Below are 21,682 nucleotides of genomic sequence, written 5' to 3'. Positions count from 1 at the left end.
AATAATGTTTTTCAGGTTATTAAGACATGACATATAAATACTGAAAGCGTAATTTTTATGAAATGGTGTTTATTAATTATTACTATTATATCACAAATGTAGTAATATTTCACCATAATCTGACTAAAACCTGACAAATTTTATGTAGAATGGGTAAAATTCTAAGTAGGCTGGTTCAAGCCCGTTACTTGCTTATACAGGCAGGTGATAATAAATGCAATATGCAGAGAGAGAGTATCTGACAAAGACGGGAGTATATGTGAAATCAGACTGCATAAAAACAGTAAGGGGCTGAGAAAATTTTATCTCAGCCCCTTACTGTTTTTATGCTATTTATACATATAGAAGCATATTCCTATAAAGTGTGTCAGCGCTCCGAGAAAAACAAAAATATGCCAAACCATATGGTGGTACTTGAACCCTTTTTTTGCATAGAATACAGCTCCAAGAGAGTATAAAATGCCTCCTGCAAAAATCATCCAGAATAAAGGGGGATTGGCATTTTTTATGAATAAGGGCATGAATATTATGATAGTCCAGCCCATAACCAGATATATGACAAGTGATATCTTAGGCATGGAACGTCTTGAAATAGACTTGTAAAGGATACCAAACAGTACCATTACCCATTGTATCGCAAGCATGACTACAGCCTGCCATCCACCTATGACAGATAGTGCAATAGGAGTATATGTACCTGCTATGGCAACGTATATAAAAATATGATCAAGTATTTTCATAACTACCTTATGCTTTGTGTCATGCTGCATGGCGTGATACAAAGTCGACATCAAAAACATCATGAATATTGAGATACAGAATATAGTCACGCCAGCTACATCTGTTATTGAGCCTTTGGTGTAAGCAATAACAGCGGCGACAGGAAGTGAGCATAAGACTACCAGTGATGCTACTCCGTGAGATATAGCATTGGCAACTTCCTCTCCGAATGTCAGTTTTATTATTTTATTGGACAATTTATATGCCTCCTTTTGTATATATGATTTATTATTTACTAAGAAATGGTACCCCTTAATAATTCTTAATGTATCATTTATATTGATTCAATTCAATGTAAAAATGCAAATCAGTGAAACTTATCTGACTAGAATATCTGAACTTGTCCGTACTCACAAGAAGGTGCTTTAAATATATATTGGATATAAACGTGTACTAAAGAATAAAAAAGTAACGGTTCATACCTGTATTTTATTAGCAATTAATGGAAGGTTAATTGGTATTTGCCTTGCCAAATATTCTTTTTACAAGTATAATTTAATTAATAATAATTATTACCTGGTCATATAATAAACTAAATGGCCTGCCGGGAGATTAAGAGGAGGTTAGCATGAAAAAGGGTGTGAATATTACCGATAAGGACGGTAGGAGAGTTGTCGAAGGTACGGGCTACTATGAACCCAGAAAGGTAAATGACCTCAGGGAGCTTGTGAAAGGAAGTGCGGACAGGTATGGAAATACTACCGCTTTCAAGTTCAAGGATAAGGATGGCAGGATTACAGGTAAGACATTTATGGAGTTTGACAGAGAAATCGACTGTCTGGGTACAGCCTTGATATCTATTGGTCTGAAGGATACCCGTATATCCGTTATAAGTGAAAACAGGTATGAGTGGGGCGTATGTTATTTCTCTGTGATAAACGGCACGGGAATAGCAGTACCTATGGATAAATACCTCCCCCAGAATGAGGTGGAAAACCTAATCGGGAGGGGCAAGGTTGAAGCTATATTCTATAGCCCTGCCTACCACAATATGATGCTGGAAATAGAGAAGAAGAATGATAGAATAAAGTATTTTATCTGTATGGAAAACCTTGTAGAGGTGCCTGAAAATGCTTCCAAGTTCCTATCTGTGCCCGAACTGATAAGAAAAGGGAAGGAAATGCTGGACGCAGGGGATAAATCCTTTACAGATATTCAGATTGATAAAGAAAAGATGCATGTTCTCCTGTTTACATCGGGGACAACAAGCACATCAAAGGGTGTAATGCTGTCGCATTCGAACCTGGCTTCAAATGTTACCGCAGTAAGTACGATAATCGCGATTGGGCCCGGGGATGTCCATTTATCGCTATTACCCCTTCATCATACCTTCGAAAATACTATAGGACTGATGTTTATGGTGCACAGTGGTGTCTGTATTGCGTACTGTGATGGAATCAGACATATAGCACAAAATCTTCGTGAGTATAACGTTACTGTATTGGTAGCTGTTCCGGCTATATTTGAAGCTATGTACAGAAAACTACAGGATGGAATAAAAAAATCCGGCAAGGAGAAATTGTTTGCATTATTAATAAAAGTATCGGACTTATTGCGTTCAATCGGAATTGATATAAGAAGAAAGCTGTTCAAGAGTGTGTTTGATCAGCTTGGACCGGGCTTGAGACTGGCGGTATCAGGAGCTGCGCCATTAGATACAGAGGTGGTTGTAGGCTTTGATAGGATAGGTTTTAGGCTGTTGCAGGGTTACGGACTTACGGAAGCTTCTCCGGTGGTAGCAGCCAATAACGATTTTGTAAATGTTCCGGGGACTATAGGATATCCGATGGCTGGTATAGAGGTAGCGGTTGATTCACCCGATGAAAATGGAATGGGAGAAATAATCACCCGTGGAAGAAATATAATGCTGGGGTACTATGAGGATCCCGATGCCACAGCTGAAACAATTACCGCTGACGGCTGGCTCAGGACCGGAGACCTGGGTACCATTGATGAAGACGGATTTATAAGGATAACCGGCCGTGCCAAGTCAATGATCGTTTTGACAAACGGAAAAAAAGCATTCCCTGAAGAATATGAAGTGCTGCTTAATAACATACCTGGAGTAAAGGATTCCTTTGTATGGGGGAATGTCGCTCCTGACGGTGATATCCAGATATGTGCAAAGCTGGTTGTGGACAAGGAAAAATTGGCAGACGAGAGGGGAAGCATACCTGCGGACAAAGAACTTGCATCGGTATTTGATGCAGCTATCAGAGACATAAACAAGACTATTCCCCAGTACAAAATCATACGCTATTTTGTTATTTCGGAAGAAGATTTGATAAAAACCACAACACTTAAGATAAAGAGGCCTTTGGAGTATGAAAAAGTTAAAGCAATGCTTGATAAGGCAGGGCTTGATATGAGAAAGGCTTCAGGAAAGAATATTGAGAAGCTTTAAAATACTAAAGGGACTGCTCCTGAAAATGGAGCAGTCCCTTTTTATATACCCGCTTGAACAGGTAATACAGTACTGTTGTATACATTTGCCAGATATCTCATATTCAGACGTGTGGCAGAGTCCACTAAATATGCCGGTGTTTCAGAACCTTCCTTTCGATGTCTGTTCAGGGCTTCTATTATTCCATCTACAGTTTTTATACCTATTCCATGTCCATAATATGTACCGTCACCCAAATCTATAGCATTTTCTCCCTGCCACTCCGGGGTAAGAGGATCTACATCAGGATTTTTAAAATATCTGCAGTCACCGGGCAGATAATCAATGACTTTTCTTTGATGTGTAACTCCCAAACGGTTATCAAGGTGCTGCCAGTTCATAAGGTAGATTTTGGGGAAAAAGTCGTTAAAAAGTCCACTCGGAAAAAGGTTTGCCAGTGCTCCATAATAGATGATGACTATTGCTGTTGAGCACTCGGTGCCGTATCTGAAGCTGTTTGTATAAATATCGCGTATTGCGTCGTAGGGTGCTGCATTATCTTTTAGCAAAAAACCGCCTTCTTCTGTACGTATCCAATAATCCTCATTGCATACGGATTTGCGGAAAACCTTAAAAGAAAACCTGCTCCGGTAGAGTGCCAAGGAAGCATCTATAATGTTTTTCCTCAAAGATAGTTCGAATAGTAACTGGTTTTCGCTGTCATACCTGTATACCTCTCTGCTTGAGTATAATATTTCAATAATTTTTCTTTTCAAACCAGCAAGCTGATGCTTATTTGTAAAAGTATCAAAGTCAATAATGCTGCCGTAAATACTTATCATGGCAATCCTCCTGTCATCGTTTCTGCAATTCTTACCTGTTCAGCAACGGGATAGGTCAGCCATTTATTCCACCAGTATATGTTTTGACAATATAGCCTATACGAATAATTTGCCAGTAATGACTTTTTAGTGCTATCCAGATCCTTAATATCACTCAGAAGTTTATTTTCGTTTTCTCCCAGCGGATCCTTTATTTTGCCTGATTCGGGATATACAGGCCTACAAAGGTATTTAGCCTCATAGGAAACGGCATATGGCACAGGATTGCTGGTTTGTTGAAATCCTTCACCTGTATAATAAAGGAACGGGTAGTTTTCATGTATCCAGCTTGAAACGGCCTGATACAGCTTTTTATTTTCTCTTGCGGTATTTGAATTCATACATGGTATGAAGCTAAGGAGCTTTCTTGCAAGTTCCACATCAGAGGAGACATCTGAATTCAGCCTTTCTGCTATTAAAACCAGACAATCCGGGTTGGATGATTCAAGCAAGCCCCACGCCAGATCGTAAATAAAAGCTTTGTTTCTATACCTGTTGAACAGCATTTCAGCTATTATATTCAGAGCTGCTTTATCCTTATATTGCCTGGCAAGCAGTATTGAAACAGAATCAAGCACCTCACCGTATTCATTGCTTAAACCGTCATCCCTGTATCCTGTCTCCAGCATCCACTTCAGTTCATAATGGGTCATTGGCATTGGACTGCGTGCTTTGTTTTGTTCACTGCCATTTTTTACAGCCCGTATTTGAGAAGCAATATTGAGGGCATTTTTGTTTCTGACTGTCAAGTAGCGGTAAAGACCGTGCTTTCTTATAACCGGTTGAAGTGCGAAAAGCGTTGAGAAGTTTAGCTGCTCATCGTTTATGAGGCGTAATGATTTTCTTGTATTCTTCCGTACCAGACTGCTAAAGAATTTTTTACACTCGTCTACTCCGGAATCATTTCTTAACTTATCTAAAAAACTAGGAGGATTTGAGTCTGACAAACTCATAATTAATATTACCTGCTTTCTTGTAAAACCTCTTAGTATCATAATATTCAAAAAAGCAGAGATTGATAATATTTGTTAATTTCTACTTTATGTGTTCAGATTGACATAATAAAATGTTATAATTTGATTAGATGCAAGCTGAGTATGAACTTTTATCAGGCAGTAAAGTTTTCGATTTGAACATGAGGTTCTTTATCAAAGGGGAGCAAAGGTATGCCAAAACATAATTTTGAAACTATTGCAGCAATTGATGTAGGTTCAAATGCAATAAGAATGGTTATAGCACAGGTAACACGGGATGGAAAGGTAACATTCCTGGAGGACTTGTATAAACCGACACATATCGGTAGAGATACTTTTGCTATTGGTAGGATACAGGTATCATCCATACATGAATTATGTGATACACTCTCAGGTTTTTACAGTATAATGAAGCAATACAAAATAAAAAACTACCGTGCGGCAAGCACAAGCGGGATTAGAGAGGCTGAAAACAGAGAGTATGTACTTGAACAGGTAAGAGTAAGATCAGGCCTGGAAGTAGAGGTTATTAACAATGCTCAGGCACGTTTTCTTATGTATAAGGCAGTAAGGGGACTGATCAACAACCTGAAATCGGCAAATGAAAAGGGAACGCTAATGGTGGATATAGGCTCCGGCGGAGTCGAGATGTCCGTATACAGCAAGGGAAGCCTTAGATTTACCGAGTATATAAAAGTAGGATCTCTGCGTTTGAGGGAGATTCTGGCAGAACTTGAAAAGAAAACACTGGACTTTCCTCAGGTAATGGAAGAGTTTATAGAGAGCAGATTTGACTTTTTAAAACCCCTTTTGTCAGAAATGAATATTAACAGTTTTATAGGTTTGGGAGGGGAACTGAAAACAATTATAGATCTATGTCCTGACACAGGTGAAAATCCGGGGAATAACTATATAAATAAGGAAGCTCTGAAGAAATTGTATCTGAAAGTGCGTAATTTGACTACTTCACAATTGATCAAGGAGTTTGGGTTCACAAGAAATCAGGCAGAAATATTCTTGCCATCGGTTATCCTGTTCAACAGCCTGCTAAAAATGACAAAAGCAGAAGGAATAAATGCACCTATGGGATCTTTGAGGCACGGACTCCTTGCTGATATGGTCGATGAGTGGCTCGATACGCCGGGAAGGCGGGAAGCGGTCGAAGATATTATTAATTCCGTCTGGCACATAGGTGCTAAATATTTTATTGATAAAGAGCACTGCAAATATATCGAAAAGCATGCCCTTTCAATATATGACCAGATGAAAAAGATACACAGGCTTGGAGAAAGAGAGCGGCTGTATTTAAGAGCTGCCTCAATACTGCACGATATAGGTAAGTATGTAAACCTGAGCGGCCATGATATACACTCCTATAATATAATACGTTTTCAGGATATCATGGGGTTTTCTGACAGGGAGCTCAGCCTGGTAGCCAATATTGCCAGGTATCACAGCCATGACATACCGAAGCCTACAGACGAGAACTACAGGATACTGGACGATGCGGATCAGATAATAGTGTCAAAGCTTGCTGCCATACTAAGGATTGCTGAAGCCCTGGATATTTCTCATAAGCGGAAAATAAAAAAGGTGGATGTTCTCACGTCGGAAAAGGAAATTCATTTCAATGCGTGGTCTTCCGAGGATATGCTTCTTGAAGAATGGAATTTTGCGGTAAACGTTACTTTTTTTGAAGAAGTTATGGGGTATAGGCCCGTTCTGAAGCAAAGGAGATGATAGTATGAGTAAAAGTGATAACAAGATAAGTAAGAATTACTTTAACAGGGAATTAAGCTGGCTTGAATTCAACGAAAGAGTGCTTCTGGAAGCAAGTGAAAATAATAATGAAAATCCGATACTTGAAAGATTGAAGTTTCTATCCATAGTCAGCTCGAATCTGGACGAGTTTTTCATGGTCAGAGTAGCATCTCTGTACGATCAGATGAGGGCATCCTTCAACGAGCCTGACCCTTCCGGTATGCTTCCAAACGAACAGATAGGTCATATAGCTCAAAGGGCACAGAAGATGGTAAATGACCAGTATAATTGCTATAACAGATCGCTGATACCAAAATTGAAGAAGGAGGGGATTCTTTTTCTGAAGGAAAAGGATCTCGATGACAGGCAAAGAGCATACCTTGATAAGTACTATAAGGAAATGGTTTATCCGGTATTGACACCTGTAGTTGTAGACAGAAGCAGACCGTTTCCTCTGGTTCTGAATAAGAGTCTCAATATCGCCCTGCTTCTTGAGAATGAGGATGAAGAGGGTGAGGACGATATTATTTTCGGAATGGTACAAGTACCCTCGGTACTTGACAGACTGGTAAGAGTTCCGTCAGAAAATTCCAAGGACTGCTTTGTATTTCTGGAGGATATTGTGAAAATGAATATAGATACTCTGTTTACAGGGCATAAGGTGATAACTATTGCGTGCTACAGGGTTACAAGAAATACCGACCAGGGACTGGATGAGGAGGATGCGGAAGACCTTCTTGAAGCAATTCAGGAATTTATCAAGAAAAGAAAATGGGGTATGGTAATACGTCTTGAGATTGAGAAAGAAATGGATGAAAATTTACTGAGCATACTTAAGGAAGAATTTGAGGTACCTGTCGGGAATGTATATAAAATAAACGGACCCCTAGACCTTACTTTTTTGATGAAAATAAGCTCCTTACCTGAGTATGACCACTTAAGATATTCTACGTATCAACCCCAGCCTGTGCCGGAACTTGCCGACAAAGATGATATCTTCAGTGCGATTTCAGGGAAGGATATCCTGCTGCACCACCCGTATCAATCCTTTGACCCTGTAGTAGAACTGGTACGATGTGCTGCATACGACCCTAAAGTCCTGGCAATCAAGCAAACCCTGTACAGGGTAAGCGGGAATTCACCGATAGTTGAGGCTCTTGCACAGGCTGCAGAGAACGGCAAACAGGTAACAGTGCTTGTGGAGTTGAAAGCCCGCTTTGATGAACAGAATAATATTATATGGGCAAAACGTCTGGAAATGGCTGGATGCCATGTAATCTACGGACTTGTGGGATTGAAGACTCACTGTAAAATGCTTTTGGTGGTAAGGTCCGAGGAAGATGGTATCAAAAGGTATGTTCACCTTGGAACCGGTAACTATAATGATATTACTGCAAGGTTCTATACAGATATCGGACTATTAACGGCAGATCCGTATATAGGTGCGGACACATCCGCGATATTCAATATGCTGTCGGGCTACTCCAGACTTTCAAGCATGTACAAGCTTGATGTTGCTCCAGTGAATTTAAGAAACAGGTTCGCTTCATTGATAAAACGCGAAGCAGAAAATGCAAGAAACGGAAAAGGCTCGCGCATTATAGCAAAGATTAATTCTCTTGTAGATGATAAGATAATAAAGGAATTATATAAAGCATCATGTGCAGGTGTAAAAATTGACCTTATTGTAAGGGGAATATGCTGTTTAAAGCCCGGAGTGAAGGGGTTGAGTGAAAACATAACTGTGAGAAGCATTGTAGGACGGTTTCTTGAACACAGCAGGATTTTTTACTTTTATAATGACGGAGATGAGCTTATGCTATTGTCGAGCTCAGATTGGATGGGTCGTAATCTGGACCGGAGGGTCGAATTGCTTTTTCCTTTGGAAGACAGGAATGTATTCAAGACTGTAAAGGATATTTTGGATGTATATATGAAAGATAATGTCAAAGCGAGAATACTTGATATGGACGGCAACTACAGAAAGGTGCAGAAACGCGGGAAGAAACCCTTAAACAGCCAGGAGTATTTTTGTGAACAGGCTGTCAAGGCTACACAAATACTTACAAGAGAGAAAAACAGCTTTAAGGATTTGGTTTGATGAGTAGTTTTGCAAATAGGAGGATACTTAAAAACATATTTCCATATCTATCATATATTATGATAGATATCGGAAAATTCTACTTTTATTCTTTCTACACGCGAGTCCTGGGTATTGTTTTTGTTATCAGCAAGAATCGAATTATCACCTTCAAGCAGCTTTACTGGAATTTCGATTATAAAATTACTTCCTTTGCCCGGTTCACTTTCAAGCGTTATAGTTCCATCATGCATTTCTATCAGTGACTTCACCAGGGATAAACCTATTCCGCTGCCTTCAAAGTTCCGGGTCAATGACTGGTCGACCTGTTTGAACCTGTCGAATATTTCACTTTGCTTGTTCTCCGGAATTCCAATGCCGGTATCTTTCACCGAAACTATAATACTGGTCTCTTTATCACATATGTTTACAAATATGCTTCCACCCCGGTTTGTAAACTTGGTTGCATTGGAAAGAATATTGAGGATTATCCTTTCGATTTTTTCAGGGTCGCATGCAAGTATTCTTTCTTCGACGTCAGTATCAAACAAGAGTGAAATACCCTTACTTTCTACATATTGAGCTACAGAGAGTGTAATGTCCTCTATTATACTCACAATATTGCAGTTTTGCTTATAAGGCTTCAAGTAACCGGCATCAATTTTTGTCACATCGATAAGGTTGTTGACAAGTCTTAATAATCTGAGACAGTTCTGGTTCATTATTCCGAAATTCTTGGTCATCTTGTTTTCATAATCAACAGAGAAATTATTACCCAGATATTTGGATGACAGCTTAAGGGTACTTAATATTACATTTAGCGGTGTTCTCAACTCATGAGATATGTTTGAAAAGAACTCGGTTTTTATTCTGTCCATTTCAATGGTTTTATTCAACAGAACATTTTTTTCATAGACGCTCCTTTTCAGTTCCTCTGATTTTTTTCTCTCTGTAATATCACGTGCAATGATCATTACTGAAGTTTTTCCGTTGTCTGTTACAGGTGCGGCAATTACTTCAGTAAAAATTGTTGTCCTATCCAATCGGATAAATTCCTTTTCATCTGAATGTGAAAGATATCCGGGATCATTGATGTCAATCATACTGCGGACTGAAGCTTCGTGTAGGTTTTCAGGAATAAAGTCCAGTATATGTTTTCCGACAATATCCTCAAGGATTGATGCACCAAAAAGCTTTAGGGCAGAAGTGTTTGCAAAGGTTATTATACCGTCACAGTGCAGGAGCAAGGCCTCTGGGAGGAGTTCTACCAATTGCTTGTAGCGTTTTTTGCTTTGAGAAAGCTTTTGTTCTGTCTGTCTGCGTTCCATGTTTTCCCGGAGTAATCTTTGATTGGTCTCCTGTAGTTGCATGGTTATCTTTTCTAGTTCTGCATTTGTATCATTAAGGTTTGTGAATAAGATGCTGACGGGCCTTCTCAAACTGGTCTCTATAAGTGCCTTGTAAATAAAGTAAAAAGATATCAGCCATAAGATATGTCCTATCGAGCTGTACATATCAGTAGAATTATTGTGATATATAAAGAACAACTGGGCAATGATTTTTATTATTACGAATAGGATCACATAATTGAAGATTTTTTCATTTTTTATGTATTTCTTCGAAAATAACAATACTAATGTTGTGAGCATAATTAATGTTATTATCAAGTCATGCAGTTGTCTTGCAAATACAAACTGAGTATCTCCCAATGCCCTAGTTTCAAACGTTACGTGAAAATATGCATTAACAGCCAATAATGCTGATACAAATGCGTATATTGATAAAATAGTCGTAGGCTTTATCAAGCTAAATTTTCTTGACTTGAAGAGTAATGGTATAAATAACAGAGACAAGCTTTCAAGCAGCTTTGAAGCGGTAGAAAAATAAGTACTGAGATCTGATGTATTAATGCTAAATATACCTAAACCTTCAAAAGTAAGCAAATGAAAAGAGTTTATAATACAAATGAAGAAGTAGCAGGCCCCTAAAAATGTGAGCCTTTGCTTTTGTGTAATATGATATGTATTGTATGCTATTATTGCAATGGTAAAAGAAATAAACATCCCTATCAATTCAACAACACTGTGGAAAAGCAGGAAGTTCTTCAGGCTTATTATTGTCAAAACAATTGATAGCAGCACAAATATCAGCAAGGTTTTGACTGCTCTAGATCTTGCACTAAAAAAAATTATTGCCGGTGATTTTCCTGTGTTAAGCATAGTATCCCCCCTTTTTTGAGACAAAAGTACATTCAAGGCAACATTTTTAGGGAATTATGTATAAACCTTTATTCTATAAAATATGGGAAAATCCTCTGGAAATATAAGTAAGTCGCACCTGAAAATAACAATTATCTTCGGGTGCGACTTAACTAAAAAAATAAGATATCATAATTTGTCAACTTTTTATTAAGATTTAAATAGTTTATCAAAAAGTTCCTGTGATAAAAAACTGTAAAAACTAAAAAAATCTATTCCTATACTTTTCCAAAACCATTAACAAAGGATACCCCAAAACATAACATGCAATAAGCTGGCCGGCTCCCACTGTCAGAATTGCAAACCAATACGGGGTGCCGAATAGATACCCAAGCATAATACCTACAACTAAAGCGTTTATGATTACCGGCGGAAGGGGGGCCAGAAACTTTTTGGGCATCTTGTATGTGAGGAAAGCGGCGACAAGAGTTGCCAGACTGCCGAATATGATATCTAAAATCCCATTTCCTATGATTACATTGGCAACTATACATCCGACAAAAAGGCCTGGAATTGCTGCAGATGTGAAAAAAGGTAATATTGTTAGTGCTTCCGATACTCTTACCTGTATGACCTCAGATCCTAAAGGGCCTAGAACTATTGTCAGTGTCGCATACATAGCAGCTATTACAGCAGCTCTGGTCATAAATCTCAATTTCTCATTCATTAGAAAACGCCTCCCATGTTAATAGCACCATCCCGGATAATCAGATTGCCTGAGCTTTATTTTCTGTTCTGATTATTAATGAAAAATTAATCAGAAAAATAAAAAGGACCTAAAGGTCCTTATATACATTTGTACTCCTCCGGTAAAAACTGTCGGATATTACCGGAAACAGGCCCATAGTTTTATTTATAGACAGGATGGTTTCGAACTGTCTTATTTATTTTCTATAGAATACAATATGTAGAATTTAAAATCAATAGAATTATGAAATTCTATGACATGGATGTTAAGGAAAATATGTAACCCAGATAGCATAATCTGTTGCGGCTAATATCAGTGTATGTTATAATGTTATTTTGTTTGCGGTATGCTTTTGTGTGCCCGGTTGAAAATATTTCAGGCACTTTAGAATATGGAGGTTAAGTATATGATTAGTACTAATGGTATATCTCTCAGATATGGGGGACGTGTACTGTTTGAGAATGTAAATATAAAGTTTACTCCGGGTAATTGTTATGGACTTATTGGAGCCAATGGTTCGGGTAAGTCAACTTTTTTAAAGATACTTTCCGGAGAAATTGAAGCGAACAAGGGGGAAGTAGTGATACCAGCCGGTAAGAGGCTTGCCGTACTTAAACAGAATCACTTTGAGTTTGATGAATTTGAAGTCTTAAAGACAGTTATTATGGGACATAAAAGACTTTGTGAAATAATGGATGAGAAGGAAATATTGTATTCCAAGCCTGATTTTTCAGAAGAGGATGGGATAAGGATATCTGAGCTTGAAGGAGAGTTTGCGGAACTAAACGGGTGGGAAGCAGAATCGGAAGCAGCTACACTGTTAAACGGCCTTGGTATTTGTGAGGATCTCCATAGCAAAAAAATGATGGAGCTGGAAGGAAACGAGAAGGTAAGGGTGCTTCTTGCCCAGGCTCTTTTTGGTAATCCGGACATCCTTTTGTTGGACGAACCTACCAACCATCTTGATATTTCTTCTATAACCTGGCTGGAAAACTTTTTGTCTAACTTTGAAAATACTGTAATAGTTGTATCACATGACAGACATTTTCTAAACCAGGTATGTACTCACATAGCAGATATCGACTTTGGCAAGATACAGCTTTATGTCGGCAACTATGATTTCTGGTATGAATCAAGCCAGTTTGCACTTCAGCAGATGAAGGATATGAATAAAAAGACTGAGGCGAGGATAAAAGAATTGCAGGAGTTTATTCAGCGCTTTAGTGCCAATGCTTCAAAGTCAAAACAGGCGACTTCACGTAAGCGTCTGCTGGAAAAGCTTACATTGGAAGATATTAAGCCCTCATCCCGCAAGTATCCTTTTGTAGACTTCAAGCCTGAAAGAGAAGCGGGGAATGATCTCCTGATGGTAACAGGAATAAGCAAGGAATTAGAAGGAGAAAAGGTATTGGATGATGTAGGTTTTATGGTCAACAAGGGTGACAAAATTGCGTTTGTAGGCCCTAACGGACTGGCAAAAACTACTTTGTTTAGAATATTGATGGAGGAAATCAAACCTGACAGCGGTAGTATAAAGTGGGGTGTCACAACGTCACAGGCGTATTTTCCTAAGGATAATTCCGAGTTTTTTGAAGGAGTAGACCTGAATCTTGTAGACTGGCTCAGGCAGTTCTCAAAAGATCAGACGGAAACCTTCCTTAGAGGGTGGCTGGGCAGGATGCTGTTTTCAGGTGATGAAGCACTGAAGAAGGCCTGTGTCCTTTCCGGTGGTGAAAAAGTCCGCTGCATGCTTTCAAAAATGATGCTTTCCGGTGCCAACGTGCTTCTGTTTGATGAACCCACAAACCATCTGGATTTGGAGTCCATTACAGCTTTAAATAATGGATTGATAAACTTTAAAGGAACTATTCTCTTTGTATCTCACGACCACCAGTTTGTCCAAACTGTAGCCAACAGGATTATTGAGATAACACCTAAGGGCTTGATAGACAGGCAGATGACTTATGATGAATACCTTGAAAGTGAAGATGTTGCTGCTTTGAGGAAAGAAATGTATATTTAGTTACATGAGATACGGCTATTCTTATTTATGAAGAATAGCCGTTTATTATATTAATGGTTAAGATATAGTTGACTATAATTTGGAGACTAGAATATAATGGGATTGTATTTGACTTTTATGCAAATCTTCTATCGGCAAAAATTATCAAGCTAATTCAATAGTAAATGCTGAGGGTGATTAGATGAGTGGAAACAGGCGGATTTTTGTTGAAAGACGCAAGGGACCCGACATGCTTACCAAATGGGTGAAATGGACCGGGATAATAGGCTGGTTTATCATCATATCGGTAGTATTTATTATTTCAGAAGCTAAGCCAAGAGTGGAAAACTTCTTTGACAGGCTATTTAATGTTAAGCTTCGCAAAACTTGGGATGAGGACCTCCTGAGGTATTCATTCATTCTAATGATATTACTTTTCCTGCTCTGTACCATAGCCATGATATTCAATATATTGAGGCACAGGCGCAAAACCGACAGATTCAACAAGTCTATTATTTTGTTAGGACTTGCTTCTTTGTTAGGCAGCATTATTTATCTTATCAGATAGACAATTTATTTAACTATTAATTATTACTGAATCATTAAAGCTGGATTCCGGCTGATTGGCTTACATAGTCCATATCTGGTACTTTTCCCTTATCTCTAAGTAAACTCTGCCATACGTTTATCATTTTTAGTGCTGAATTTTCCCATGAGAAATCATTTACTGCCAGCAGGGAATTCCTGCTCATTTCCTTACGCAGACTTGCATTGTTTACAAGTTGTAATATAGAGTCTGCTATAGCTTTTACGCTGTAAGGTTTAACCGACAAGCCGGTTTTGCCATGCTGTATCAGTTCACCCACTCCTCCCTGATCAGGGCCTACTACAGGGATACCGCTTGCCATTGCTTCCAATACTGTAAGGGGATAATTCTCTATGGGAGATGCAGTAACAAATATATCGGCTATGGAATAATACAGACTTGTCTCACTATTGCTTACAGGTCCGGCAAAAACTACATCATCATGCTTTGAGGCCCAGGTTTTAACCTTTTGTTCTTCTTCACCCCCACCAACTATTATAAAACCGCATTTATTATTACTTTTCTTTCTTACAGCATCAAATACCTTTATAAGATTGCTTATTTGCTTCTCCTTATCAATTCTGCCAACGTATAGAATCTTAGTTTTCTTACGCAGTGAGCTTATTTTCTTTTCAATACCAATATCATGGATTCTGTTTTTGAATTTATCTTTATCAACTCCCAGAAACCGGCCTTGAATACAGTTTTTTATACCACAGTTCTTGAGATAGGCCATTGATGTTTTAGAAGGGACCATGGTCAGTTTATAGCTGTTGTAAATCCATGCGACTATCTTTTTCAGCAGTATTTCGATTTTAGGGAGACTGAAAAAGCAGATTCCGCCACTATATTCTTTTATACAAGGAATATAGTTTGTATGGTAAAAAGCGGTTGCGGGAATATTAAGCCTATTTGCCAGGGCTATCCCAGGCCTTGTTAAGAAACCTGAAAAAAGCCTTTCCGGACATTCCACGTGTATTATGTCAGGACTAAACAGTTTGATACTGCTTTCAACAGTCTTGAAAGAGTTAGGTTTTGCAAAACACATCCGCCTTGGGGCAAATAACTTGCTTGGATAGGGTATTACTGTAATTCCCGGCATAACACTTCCCAAATGAGACTTGTAATCCGGGTATTGGTCACTTAAATGGCTGTAATCAGGTATGTACACCTGTACCTCATAGCCAAGCCTTGAAAAGCACTTGAGTCTTTCATGCAAACTTATGCATACGCCGTTTAGTTCAGGCAGATAGCCTTCTGATATTATAGCAATTCTCATGATCAGCTCACATCCTTTTCTGAAATGCATTATCGACAATGTAGTTTTTCTTGGATTAGAATAATCAAACTAAAAGGGAGTTAAAGAATCAAATTTTCCGATAAAAACAATTATTTGCAAATAGATTGTAAAACACAGACCATAAATGTAAAATATTTACATACAGAATACAATAAATTAGTATCGTATGTCAAGATAAAGATAAAAAAAGTAGACATATTATGGAAATTAATGTACAATGATTAGGAAATAATGTATTAAAATGGAAATATATTCGTGTGTAATATTTGTTTGCACTAAGGTATGAAGATGCTGTACTATCCGTTTCAACAGGGGGAATTCGTGTTATGATCACTTACAAGGGAATAAAATGTTACCCGCTGACTTATGCACAAAGGATGAATTGGGATTATGAGCAGAATTTTATTAATGATCCCTCACTGGGAACCGCTGGACGGGATGTCATAGGTGGGCATGTCAGGATATATGGAGATGTGGATTTTGATATTTTCAAAAAGGCTTTGAATATATTTGTTAAAAAAAATGACAGTATGCGGATACAATATATTGAGAAGGACGGGGAGCCGTTTCAATATATTGAGCAGTATGAGGAGTTTGAAGTTGACTCATATGATTTCAGTGGGGAAAAGGATCCGGAAAAGCAATTTGATTACTGGTTGGAATATGAATTCAGAAGAGGATTCAAACTTCTTGAAAGCAAGCTTTTCTACTTTGCTATAGTAAGAATAAAGAAAGATGTATGTGGTCTTGTAGCAAAGTTGCATCATCTTAATGCAGACGGATGGTCAGCGGCCTTGTTTGCCATGCAAACCTGCGAGATATATACAAAGCTGAAGAATGGAATCTCAGTAGATGATACTGTAGAATGCTCATATTTTGATTATATGGATGAAGAATTCAAATATTTGAATTCAGAGAAGTTTAGGGAGGAAAAGGATTTCTGGGGAAAAATGCTGTCAGATTTCCCGGAATCATCGTATGCTGCTCTTACTGGGCCAATGATATGCGGCAAAAAGGTTTTTCTTCTTAATAAGGATTTATCTGTAAGAATCAAAGAATATTGCAGCAATAAAAGAGTATCTCTTACTAAGTTTTTTATATCGGTTATGGCTTTATATATATATCGGGCAGCAGGGCAAAAAGACATAATGCTTGGCACGTATACTCACAACAGGCTAGGTAAGCGTAAGAGCCTGGTCGGTAACTGCATAAGTGCCATTCCTGTAAGAATTAAGATTGAGGATAATATTCCTTTCAACGAATTTGTAGATGATGTCAGTACCAGTTATACTGCATGTATAAAAAATAGAAAATACCCTCTTGCATTACTCAAGCAGGATATGGGGCTTGCTGCGAGAGGGTACAGGAATTTTTTCCAGACAGCAGTTAATTGCTATATCTATCCGGATATTATAGTAGACGGTTTTAAAACTGACTATATAGCTGCACATTCAGGCAGAGCCCCTATTGCTCCGACTCTTTCACTCCAACTGGAGGTGATAGAGCAAACGGGTAAGGAAAACCTGCTGTTTGTATTTATGTACAGGATAAGTGACTATTCGGAAGAGCAGATAGAAGATGTGTATACTGATCTTTGCAGTTTTATGGACAGATTGGTGGAAGAAAGTGAACTCGGGATTTCAAAACTTATTTCTTAGCTAAATAAAAAAGAGGGGTGCGTGTTGTGGGGAAATCAAAAGTATATTTTACAAATTTCAGGACAAGGCCGGATCAGAATATTCTTCAGAAACTGGACAAGCTTATGAAAAAGGCGGAAATGGAAAAAATAGTTTTTGATAAAAAGTTTACTGCCGTAAAAATGCATTTCGGAGAGCCAGGGAATCTAGCGTTTATCAGACCAAACTATGTAAGAAGGATTACGGATTATTTAAAAAGCCTTGGGGGACTTGTTTTCCTTACGGATACAAATACCATATACAGAGGGAAGCGGTCCCATGCTGTTGACCATCTTCAGACTGCTGCTGAAAACGGCTTTAATCCTATATCGGTAGGTTGTAATGTTATTATCGCAGATGGGATTAAGGGAACCGATCAAAGAGAGGTTGAAATTGACTGCAAGCATGTGAAGACTGCTAAAATAGGCACAGCTATTGCAGATGCAGATATCATAGTCACTGTTAACCATTTTAAAGGACATGAAATGACAGGCTTCGGTGGAGCTGTAAAAAACCTTGGCATGGGATGTGGCTCCAGATGCGGAAAGCTTGAAATGCATTCCTCTTCGAAACCTGTTATGATCGAAGAGAAATGTATCGGGTGCGGACAGTGTGCAAAGAGCTGTTCTCAGGATGCTGTTTATTTCAATAATAAAAAGGCACAAATTGACATGGTGAAATGTATCGGGTGTGGACAGTGTGTATCTGCCTGTCTGTATGATGCGGCTGTCATACAATTCAATGAGGCTGCCGATATAGCTGCAGAAAAGATAGCTGAGTATGCATATGCAGCAATAAAAGATAAACCAGCTTTCCACATAAGCTTTATAATGAATATATCACCCAACTGCGACTGTTGGTGGTTTAATGATACTGCTATCGTACCGGATATCGGGATAGCAGCTTCCTATGATCCTGTTGCACTGGATAAGGCATGTGTTGATATGGTAAACAATGCACCTGAAATAAAAGGGAGTGCCCTTGACGATAACATTCAGCAAAACTGCAGTCACAGTGCCGGGGAGCATAGTGATAAATTCAAAATAATATACCCGGGGATTGATTGGTTTGTGACTCTAAAGCACGCTGAAGAACTGAAACTGGGAAGCCTTGATTACGAGCTTGTGCAAATTGACTGAATAATGGGACGCAATTTAAACCAACTATCACACAAGTTGAATTAATTCTGAAAGTATGAATAAACCGTCTTTTCTTAACCTCATAGTTAAGAAAAGACGGTTTTATATGTTTACATTATGGTTACGGCTGTTCCTATGGGCACCAGATTATAAAGTTCAATGATATCATTGTTGTATAGTCTTACGCACCCGTTTGACACAGCCTTTCCTATGCTGCCGGGATTGTTTGTTCCATGGATACCATAGCCTGGCTTGTTGAGGCCCAGCCAGCGCTCACCAAATGGCCCTCCCGGCTTGTATGCCTTATTCACTATGGTGAAGTTACCTTTGGGTGTTGGGGTAGACGGTTTGCCAACAGCGACAGGATAGGATTTGAACCACTTGCCGTCTTTGTAAAGGGTGAGCGTCCGCGTACCAGTGTTTATAGTAATTTTGTATGTCGCTCTGGTTATGAAGGTATCAGGCTGAAAGAAATATGGAAAAAAATATGGAAAAGAATATGGGAACATAATATTACCTCCAAATGCTTTCTTCATTACATAGTATTCTAACAACTTAGCCTGTTGTGCCAGCTAATTTATATAAGTTTGCATAACGCTAAAATTATGTTTAAAACATTGTTTCTCTATGTTAGAATAGTTTTATCGGCGTTATTCGTGTTTATTTTCTAATTAGGAGGACTGCGGTATGAGCAGTACCATTCTTGTTGTGGATGATGAAAGTATAATTACCAGGTCTCTTTCCACATTGATAAAGGTGTTTCTGAAATGTAATGTAATATGTAGTAACGATCCTGTAGTCGCACTTGAATCTGAAGAACTTTTACATAATAAAATAGATATGATTATCTCTGATTTTACAATGCCTAAAATGAATGGACTGGAGTTTCTGAGGGAAGCAAAAGTCAGATGCCCCAAGGCCGTTACTATTATCCTGACAGGTTATGCAGACAAGGAAAATGCAATTAAAGGAATAAATGAACTTGGTCTGTATTATTATATGGAAAAGCCATGGGATAATAATGCTTTAGTAAAGGTCATAAAAAACGGTTTGGAAAAAAAGCGTTTGTCAGATGAACTGGAGGAAAGATTTTTGCAGCTTGAGACATCGCATAAGGAAATTGAGCATTTGTATAGCCTTCTTGAAAGAGATTATCACCAGGAAATCGGGAAAAACGAGCTTTTGGAGCAAATGGTATCGATCAAGACAAGTGCTGTGAAAAACCTTTTGGATAATGCAGGGCAAGGGTTTCTTACTTTCGGTGAGGATCTGGCTATTGAAAGCGAATACAGCATGGAATGTGACAGAATTTTTCAGAAGGGAATAAAGGGTCATAAATTCACAGACCTTATAATGGCTGGCAGCAGCCAGGAACAGAAAGATTTAGTGGATAACGCTTTAGTCAGTATTTTGAAGAATAGTGACAGCAGTAAGAGCGAGATTCTGATTCCTCTTTTGCCTGATTTTGCAAAGCTTGGATCCAAACATATAAAGATCGAATATAAGGTTATTAACGATGCATTTCAAAAAACTAAAAATAAAATGCTGATAATCCTGACCGACGTTTCTGAGAGGGATAACCTCCTCAAACAGATGGAACAGGAAAAAAACTCTTTGAAAATGGTAGTTAAGGCTATTACAAATTATAATGATTTTGATGAAGTGCTGGGCGGCAGCCGTTACTTTACCAGTGTTGAAATGAATGAAATACTCGCAATGAACAAATCTGTCCATGAAATCATGCACATGGTTTTCAGGAAGATACATACTATCAAAGGCAGTTTAGGCATGTTTCATATGAATAATGCTGTGAGATACCTTCATAATGTGGAGGATCGGCTTTATGAACTTGAAAACAAGGGAAGCGGCTTGACTCTTGAAGATGTTACCTGTTTTTGCAGCGGCTTAAGGATACAGGAGCGCATAGATTCAGACCTGAGCGTTATTAAGAGTGTATTGAACGGCTCATATTATAGTCTGAACAATATTGCGGTTATGGATAAATCCAAACTTTTAGAGGCAGAGGAAAAGATGTCCAGGATGCTGACACCATCTGAATATATGCAGATGCTTCCTTATATACGTCAATATAAATACAGATCGTTTAAAGAAATGCTTGGTTCTTATTGTGATTATACTACAGGGCTTTCGGACAAGCTTGGAAAGCTGGTATACCCTCTGACCCTTGAGGGGGGGGATGTACTGGTTGACAGTGGAAAATATAAAGACTTTGTCAAATCGCTGGTTCATGTCTTTAGAAACGCTGTGGATCATGGTATAGAATTACCTGATGACAGGTTGGAACACGGCAAAAGCGATTACGGCAATATTGGCTGTAGTGTAGAAGTACAGGAAGAGAACCTTTGCATCAGGATATTTGATGACGGTTGTGGAATTAATGTAAACAGTATCAGGGAAAAAGCCATTGGTAAGGGGTTATTTAGCAGAAGTGAGGCATATGGCATACCTGATGCAGAAATTATGGGACTGATATTTAGTGATGACTTCTCTACAAGAGATAGTGTAACAGAATTTTCCGGAAGGGGAATGGGCCTTGCTGCAGTTAAAGCTGAAGTTGAGAAGTTGGGAGGCAGTATCTCGGTTCATACTGAAGCCGGAGCCGGGACAGAATTTCTTTTTGTTTTACCTTTTAGTAATTATTCGTGTTCTCCCAGAATTAAAATACAGGATATACTGATTCCCGTATCCGTAATAGCAAAAGAGCAGGTCAAGTGCCAAACCGGGCTGGACTTTGTATCGGAAAGCAGTATCGTGCAGGACAAGACAGGGAGTCTTTCGCTCAAGGGTTATAATGTTTTTACGCTTTTACGGGGTGTTGTGGAAGGCAGGTTAATACTGGGGTATGATGAGGAATTGGCAAAAAGTGTGTTTGAAGCATTTTGCTCCGATATCCCGGAAGATGGTGGAAAAGAGAAGTACTTTGAAGAATCGCTTTTGGAATTTACTAATATAATTACAGGTAATGCTGCAAATTTGTTTGAGGGTTTTGATGATCTGGTAGTGCTTGATAAACCTTTTATTATTGATGCAAAGAACAGTTCGGCAAAATATCCGTCATATTATGTATGGAATATGGAAATCAGATTTTCCGGGGGTACTCTTAATATAGGATTTATACTATCAGAAAAAACATTCATAGAATAATTGTTGAGA

15 protein-coding genes are annotated in these 21,682 nt (G+C 38.5%); 8 read left to right on the top strand and 7 right to left on the bottom strand.

What is annotated here, in order from left to right; genetic code table 11:
* Positions 1–329: 329 nt before the first annotated feature.
* Positions 330–977 (bottom strand): hemolysin III family protein, encoded by a 648-nt coding sequence (locus N3I35_01740; GenBank protein MCX8128804.1) that lies wholly within the window; start codon positions 975–977, stop codon positions 330–332.
* 371 nt (positions 978–1,348) lie between these two features.
* Here N3I35_01740 and N3I35_01735 point away from each other — a divergent pair, with 371 nt between their 5' ends.
* On the top strand, positions 1,349–3,184 hold the full coding sequence (locus tag N3I35_01735) for an AMP-binding protein (protein ID MCX8128803.1): 1,836 nt from the start codon (positions 1,349–1,351) through the stop codon (positions 3,182–3,184).
* A gap of 41 nt (positions 3,185–3,225) precedes the next feature.
* On the opposite strand, the gene N3I35_01730 is transcribed toward N3I35_01735, so the two are convergent.
* Both N3I35_01730 and N3I35_01725 read right to left on the bottom strand, forming a co-directional pair.
* Positions 3,226–4,005 carry a protein-glutamine gamma-glutamyltransferase gene (locus N3I35_01730; GenBank protein MCX8128802.1) on the bottom strand — a complete coding sequence of 260 codons (780 nt, stop codon included), beginning with the start codon at positions 4,003–4,005 and terminating at the stop codon, positions 3,226–3,228.
* Positions 4,002–4,997 (bottom strand): hypothetical protein, encoded by a 996-nt coding sequence (locus N3I35_01725; GenBank protein ID MCX8128801.1) that lies wholly within the window; start codon positions 4,995–4,997, stop codon positions 4,002–4,004. The genes N3I35_01730 and N3I35_01725 overlap by 4 nt, the downstream gene beginning before the upstream one ends.
* A gap of 213 nt (positions 4,998–5,210) precedes the next feature.
* On the opposite strand from N3I35_01725, the gene N3I35_01720 reads away from it, so the two are divergent.
* Positions 5,211–6,758, top strand: coding sequence for an HD domain-containing protein (locus N3I35_01720; protein MCX8128800.1), 1,548 nt, complete (start codon positions 5,211–5,213; stop codon positions 6,756–6,758).
* 4 nt (positions 6,759–6,762) lie between these two features.
* Entirely contained in the window at positions 6,763–8,880 is a 2,118-nt protein-coding gene (locus N3I35_01715; protein ID MCX8128799.1) for an RNA degradosome polyphosphate kinase, read from the top strand.
* Positions 8,881–8,930: 50 nt separating this feature from the next.
* On the opposite strand, the gene N3I35_01710 is transcribed toward N3I35_01715, so the two are convergent.
* Together N3I35_01710 and N3I35_01705 are read right to left on the bottom strand one after the other, a co-directional pair.
* The gene (locus tag N3I35_01710) at positions 8,931–11,078 is read right to left on the bottom strand and encodes an ATP-binding protein (protein ID MCX8128798.1); all 2,148 of its coding nucleotides are present in this window, start codon (positions 11,076–11,078) and stop codon (positions 8,931–8,933) included.
* 241 nt (positions 11,079–11,319) lie between these two features.
* Positions 11,320–11,784 (bottom strand): QueT transporter family protein, encoded by a 465-nt coding sequence (locus N3I35_01705; protein ID MCX8128797.1) that lies wholly within the window; start codon positions 11,782–11,784, stop codon positions 11,320–11,322.
* A 427-nt stretch (positions 11,785–12,211) separates the two neighbouring features.
* Between N3I35_01705 and N3I35_01700 the strand changes: the two genes are divergently transcribed.
* Both N3I35_01700 and N3I35_01695 read left to right on the top strand, forming a co-directional pair.
* Positions 12,212–13,828 (top strand): ATP-binding cassette domain-containing protein, encoded by a 1,617-nt coding sequence (locus tag N3I35_01700; protein MCX8128796.1) that lies wholly within the window; start codon positions 12,212–12,214, stop codon positions 13,826–13,828.
* Between the two features lie 181 nt (positions 13,829–14,009).
* Entirely contained in the window at positions 14,010–14,375 is a 366-nt protein-coding gene (locus tag N3I35_01695; protein ID MCX8128795.1) for a hypothetical protein, read from the top strand.
* A gap of 34 nt (positions 14,376–14,409) precedes the next feature.
* Here the strand turns inward: N3I35_01695 and N3I35_01690 are convergent, their stop codons facing one another.
* Complete coding sequence (locus N3I35_01690) at positions 14,410–15,672, bottom strand: glycosyltransferase (GenBank protein ID MCX8128794.1); 1,263 nt, start codon at positions 15,670–15,672, stop codon at positions 14,410–14,412.
* 347 nt (positions 15,673–16,019) lie between these two features.
* Between N3I35_01690 and N3I35_01685 the strand changes: the two genes are divergently transcribed.
* Together N3I35_01685 and N3I35_01680 are read left to right on the top strand one after the other, a co-directional pair.
* Positions 16,020–17,351, top strand: a complete 1,332-nt coding sequence (locus N3I35_01685) for a condensation domain-containing protein (GenBank protein MCX8128793.1) — start codon at positions 16,020–16,022, stop codon at positions 17,349–17,351.
* 26 nt (positions 17,352–17,377) lie between these two features.
* Complete coding sequence (locus N3I35_01680; GenBank protein MCX8128792.1) at positions 17,378–18,508, top strand: DUF362 domain-containing protein; 1,131 nt, start codon at positions 17,378–17,380, stop codon at positions 18,506–18,508.
* 110 nt (positions 18,509–18,618) lie between these two features.
* On the opposite strand, the gene N3I35_01675 is transcribed toward N3I35_01680, so the two are convergent.
* Complete coding sequence (locus N3I35_01675) at positions 18,619–19,017, bottom strand: L,D-transpeptidase (GenBank protein MCX8128791.1); 399 nt, start codon at positions 19,015–19,017, stop codon at positions 18,619–18,621.
* A gap of 178 nt (positions 19,018–19,195) precedes the next feature.
* On the opposite strand from N3I35_01675, the gene N3I35_01670 reads away from it, so the two are divergent.
* A complete protein-coding gene (locus tag N3I35_01670; protein ID MCX8128790.1) occupies positions 19,196–21,673 on the top strand; it encodes an ATP-binding protein in 2,478 nt (825 codons plus the stop codon).
* The last annotated feature ends 9 nt before the right edge of the window (positions 21,674–21,682 follow it).

Source organism: Clostridia bacterium (assembly GCA_026414765.1).
GTDB lineage: Bacteria > Bacillota > Clostridia > Acetivibrionales > DSM-27016 > SKW86.
Note: the sequence above shows the minus strand (reverse complement) of the source record. Positions and strands in the feature narration are given on the sequence as shown.

What these genes read in the sequence shown, in the direction of transcription:
- N3I35_01735 (MCX8128803.1), top strand. Translation starts at nt 1,349, where the DNA reads ATGAAAAAGGGTGTGAATATTACCGATAAGGACGGTAGGAGAGTTGTC.
- N3I35_01730 (MCX8128802.1), bottom strand. Translation starts at nt 4,005, where the DNA reads ATGATAAGTATTTACGGCAGCATTATTGACTTTGATACTTTTACAAAT.
- N3I35_01725 (MCX8128801.1), bottom strand. Translation starts at nt 4,997, where the DNA reads ATGAGTTTGTCAGACTCAAATCCTCCTAGTTTTTTAGATAAGTTAAGA.
- N3I35_01720 (MCX8128800.1), top strand. Translation starts at nt 5,211, where the DNA reads ATGCCAAAACATAATTTTGAAACTATTGCAGCAATTGATGTAGGTTCA.
- N3I35_01715 (MCX8128799.1), top strand. Translation starts at nt 6,763, where the DNA reads ATGAGTAAAAGTGATAACAAGATAAGTAAGAATTACTTTAACAGGGAA.
- N3I35_01710 (MCX8128798.1), bottom strand. Translation starts at nt 11,078, where the DNA reads ATGCTTAACACAGGAAAATCACCGGCAATAATTTTTTTTAGTGCAAGA.
- N3I35_01705 (MCX8128797.1), bottom strand. Translation starts at nt 11,784, where the DNA reads ATGAATGAGAAATTGAGATTTATGACCAGAGCTGCTGTAATAGCTGCT.
- N3I35_01700 (MCX8128796.1), top strand. Translation starts at nt 12,212, where the DNA reads ATGATTAGTACTAATGGTATATCTCTCAGATATGGGGGACGTGTACTG.
- N3I35_01695 (MCX8128795.1), top strand. Translation starts at nt 14,010, where the DNA reads ATGAGTGGAAACAGGCGGATTTTTGTTGAAAGACGCAAGGGACCCGAC.
- N3I35_01690 (MCX8128794.1), bottom strand. Translation starts at nt 15,672, where the DNA reads ATGAGAATTGCTATAATATCAGAAGGCTATCTGCCTGAACTAAACGGC.
- N3I35_01685 (MCX8128793.1), top strand. Translation starts at nt 16,020, where the DNA reads ATGATCACTTACAAGGGAATAAAATGTTACCCGCTGACTTATGCACAA.
- N3I35_01675 (MCX8128791.1), bottom strand. Translation starts at nt 19,017, where the DNA reads ATGTTCCCATATTCTTTTCCATATTTTTTTCCATATTTCTTTCAGCCT.
- N3I35_01670 (MCX8128790.1), top strand. Translation starts at nt 19,196, where the DNA reads ATGAGCAGTACCATTCTTGTTGTGGATGATGAAAGTATAATTACCAGG.